Source organism: Streptomyces sp. NPDC007205, assembly GCF_040634095.1.
In the GTDB taxonomy this organism is placed as follows: Bacteria; Actinomycetota; Actinomycetes; order Streptomycetales; family Streptomycetaceae; genus Streptomyces.
This window is the reverse complement of sequence record NZ_JBEYEW010000126.1, coordinates 1-3,791: the sequence shown is the minus strand read 5'-3', so window position 1 is coordinate 3,791 and position 3,791 is coordinate 1. Positions and strand designations below refer to the sequence as shown.

The following is a 3,791-nucleotide window of genomic DNA, read 5'->3' as shown; positions in this document are numbered from 1 at the left end:
CCTTGCCCTTCGGCTGTCCGGCGGAATGCGACACCACGGAGTGGACCTTCGCCTCAGACCCGCCACACGCAGCCGTGACGCCCAGCGCCATGGTCGCTGCGAGGGCACACACCGTGCGTCGGACCGCCTTCATGTGTACCCCCTGTGATCCAACCCTGTGGCCAGGGGAATATAGCAGCGCTCAGGCCCTCACTTGGTATGTCCGGCAGGGCATGTGCGGAGCCATAAAGCTGCATGAGGGCTTTCCACCATGATCGTGGACACCTCGACACTGGATCTTGAATTCAGGGAGAGGAGTCCCGAGTGGGGACCTACAAGTACTCGGCGGAGTTCCGGGCCGACGCTGTGGCGCTGGCCCGTTCGTCGGGCCGGCCCGTCTCACGCATCGCCGTCGAACTCGGCGTGAACCACGAGACCCTGCGACAGTGGATCAAGGCCGCGGAGAAGGCCGAGAGGCCCGAGGCGGTCGCGGAGTCCACGAAGGACGCGGAAATCGTGGCCTTTCGCAAGCAGGTCCGCGAGCTGGAGATGGAACGTGACATCCTGCGCCGGGCGGCCAAGTATTTTGCGGGCGAGACGAACTGGTGAGCCGCTTCGAGTTCGTTGCCGACCATCGCGACGCCTTCGGCGTGAAGCGGCTGTGCACCGTGCTGAATCTGTCCCGGTCCGGGTTCTACCGACGGCTGAAGACCGCCCCGGCGCGGGCCGCGAAGAAGGCCGCCGACGCAGCGCTCACCCGGCGGATACGCAAGGTCCACGCAGAGTCCGGGAAGACGTACGGCCCCAAGCGGATCACCGCCGAGCTCCGCGCGGGCGGTGTGATGGTGAACCGCAAGCGCATCGAGCGGCTCATGGGCCAACACGGCGTTCAGGGGTGGAGGTCGAAGCGGCGACACCGCACCACGGTCCCGGACCCCGCCGCCCAGGCGGTGCCCGATCTGCTGCGGTATCTGGCCACCGTCATCGACGTGTTCTCCCGTCACCTGCTGGGCTGGTCGATGGCCGATCACATGCGGGCCGAGCTCGTCACCGACGCCCTCAACGCGGCCGTCCGCACTCGCGGCGGACAGGTGGACGGCGTCATTTTCCACAGCGATCACGGGGCTCAGTACGGGTCGAAGGCGTTCGCCGACGCCTGCCACCAGGCCGGGATCCGACGGACCATGGGAGCGGTCGGCACCTCCGCGGACAACGCCGCCGCAGAGTCCTTCTTCGCCTCGCTCAAGCGCGAGATCCTTCCTGACCGGCGCGGCCGGCCGACCGAACCAGCCGCCCGGCTCGCAGTCTTCCGCTGGCTCGGCTTCTACAACCACCGGCGCAGGCACTCCACGATCGGCTACCTCGCACCGGTCGCCTTCGAGTAGAGATCAACTACGCTGGCCATCGCTGCATGACAACCGGTGTCCACGATCAAGGTGGAAGCCCCGATGATGGCGTGGCCCTGCAAGCGACCATCTCCGCACCTGCAGGGGAGCACAACTTCGACGGCGGCCGGGTCCGCGCGGCGATGGCCAGCAGCACGGAGACGGGGACGATGCCGACGAAGGAGTTGGTGGAGCCCCGTCCGACAGCCGGCATCGTCCTTCAGACAGATCGCTCGGCCCCGTAGTAGCCATGGCGCATCCGGAACCTCATGGCGTCGGTGCCGCCTGCTTGGATGTGCCCGATCAGCATCGACCGCAGCGGCTCGGGCAACTGCTGGCCGTGCGTTGCGGTCCAATCGAGGGACGCAAAGAGTTGGGCCGCGCCGTCGAGTTGGGCCGGGCTCGGCGGCGCGGCGGCGAGCGCGGTGAGGATGAGGTCGGGATCTTCGGCAAACAACTGCTGCTGGATCGCCATGTCGTACCATTTCAGGCCGCCAGTGGACTCCCTGGCGGGAACGCCGGCCCACGCCAGGAGGACGCGGATCCGCTCGGTCACGTCGGGATAGCCATCTTGGACGAGTCTGGCGAGCCGGGCCTTCGCGTCGCGAAGTCGATCTGACCAGGCTTCCAGGTCACGCCCCGGCGGGTCGGAGACATCCATGGCGGCGTCGCGCAGCCCGGCGGGTGCGGCCCGGAGCCAACGCAGCCGACGCCGCTCCTCCTCAGCCTCTTGCACGGCCAGCCCCGCCTGAACCTCCCGAGATCCGGTCAGGCCTCGCTCCGCCAGCCACTCGGTGAGTGCTGGACCATCCCGCAGGTCGGCATCGCAGTCACCAATTCCTCGAAGACCGGATTGGTGGTGCAGCGTCCAGTAGGCGATCAGCTCGCTGTCCACGTCGTGCACCATGATCGTTGGCCAGCCATTGCACCGGCACCGGTCGCCGGTACCGCCGTCCACAATGGCCAGCAGTTGGGCCAAGTCTGCGATCTCGCCACCGGTCACCACGATCCGTGGCACGTCGGCGGTGTCCGCCTCGTCAGGAGAGCCCTCGGCGATCACGACGCGCCCGGCACGGTTCAGTACATCGCGCAGGCGAGCTGTTGTCGGAGCGCCCTCATCCATGCCCATCGTTCTTTCGTAGATCACGACCGCGAGGATAACGGCGCCGTTCCGGTGGCGGCCCGCAACTTTCGATTCGCACCAAACAGCGTGACGAAAGCTGTTGGGGCTGCTGGCGGGTGTTGAGGTCCGGTGCCGGATGTGAGCGCCTGTGCGCCTGGCACGCTCTCTGCCCGGGCGCGGCCTGAACACCGCGCGGTCGAACGCATGGGGGATCGCTGGGAGCAGGAGTGTGCGGGCCGCGGGGATGGCAGCCGATGCCCGTACGGGGCGGTACTGACGATCGATGTGGGGATGCCGGAGTGCCGGTGCGATGACTGCCGGCACTACTGGGAGCTGGACGAGACGGAGCCGGGACGACGGGCCGGTGAGGATGATGCGCTGACCCGGCCGATGGGGGATCCGAGGGAGGCCGGGCCGGGGACAGCAGAGTGAACCGGGTACACGGCCCAGCCGCCGTGGCCTGCAGCCGGGCCGCGGTATACATAGCTTTGTTCAGCAAGTGTGGAACGTGCAGGCGCCTTGGGGGCCATCCCCGCAACGGCGGGCAGCAGGGCGCTGCGGCCTGCGTCGGCGCGCGTGGGGAGCAGATGCAGAAGCCATACCGGTCGACGCATTCCGAGAGACCATCCCCGCACGAGCGGGGACCAGCGCTGGTCATCTGCCTGCAGCGCGTTATCTAGCAGGACTCCGTTTGATCGCGGGGTCACCTCACCTGACTGAGTGCGCCGACAGCTTGTGAATGAGTACCAGTGCGGATGTCCCTGGCGTGCCAGCGTTGTTCACTGTCCGAATGGCGACGCACTACATCGCGGCTTCTCAGGGCCCGGCAAACGAAGGCGAGTGGCCGCTTGGCTACGGTGCGCCTGGCGTCCGTGACCGCCCCGGCCTTCGTCTGCAGCGGGCTGTCGGTCATCAACAGCCTCACCCGAGGGGAGACGCCGTTCGGTGGGCTGAGGCCCGGTCAGGATTCGCTCTGCCGGCCGCTGCCAATTGGGAGGTCTCGGAAATGTCCCGACTCTTGAAGGTCGGTCTAGCAATGATTGCCGTGAGTGTGGCTGGTGCGGCAGTGAACCTGTGGGCTCGCGAGACATACCCCAGGCAACGGGGTGGCCCAAACATCGGTGGTGGAATGCTCCAGCTGCTGTTTTACGTCGGCGCACTGGCAGGGGTGGTCATGGTCGCAACTGCGCTCGTCCGTCGCCGTAGCTCTTAGACCGTGTCCTATGTGGTGAGGCGAACGAGTCGTTTGTAGCAGCACAGGGCGGCGGCGAGACCGAGAAAGGCGAGGTAGTTCCTGGGGTTTC

At 67.2% G+C, this 3,791-nt stretch carries 1 protein-coding gene and 1 pseudogene; one reads left to right on the top strand and one right to left on the bottom strand.

What is annotated here, in order from left to right; translation table 11 throughout:
- Nucleotides 1–303: 303 nt before the first annotated feature.
- A pseudogene (locus ABZ624_RS42325) lies at nt 304–1,364 on the top strand (IS3 family transposase).
- Nucleotides 1,365–1,584: 220 nt separating this feature from the next.
- Here the strand turns inward: ABZ624_RS42325 and ABZ624_RS42320 are convergent.
- Nucleotides 1,585–2,511, bottom strand: coding sequence for a hypothetical protein (locus ABZ624_RS42320; protein WP_360100963.1), 927 nt, complete (start codon nt 2,509–2,511; stop codon nt 1,585–1,587).
- Nucleotides 2,512–3,791: the final 1,280 nt, after the last annotated feature.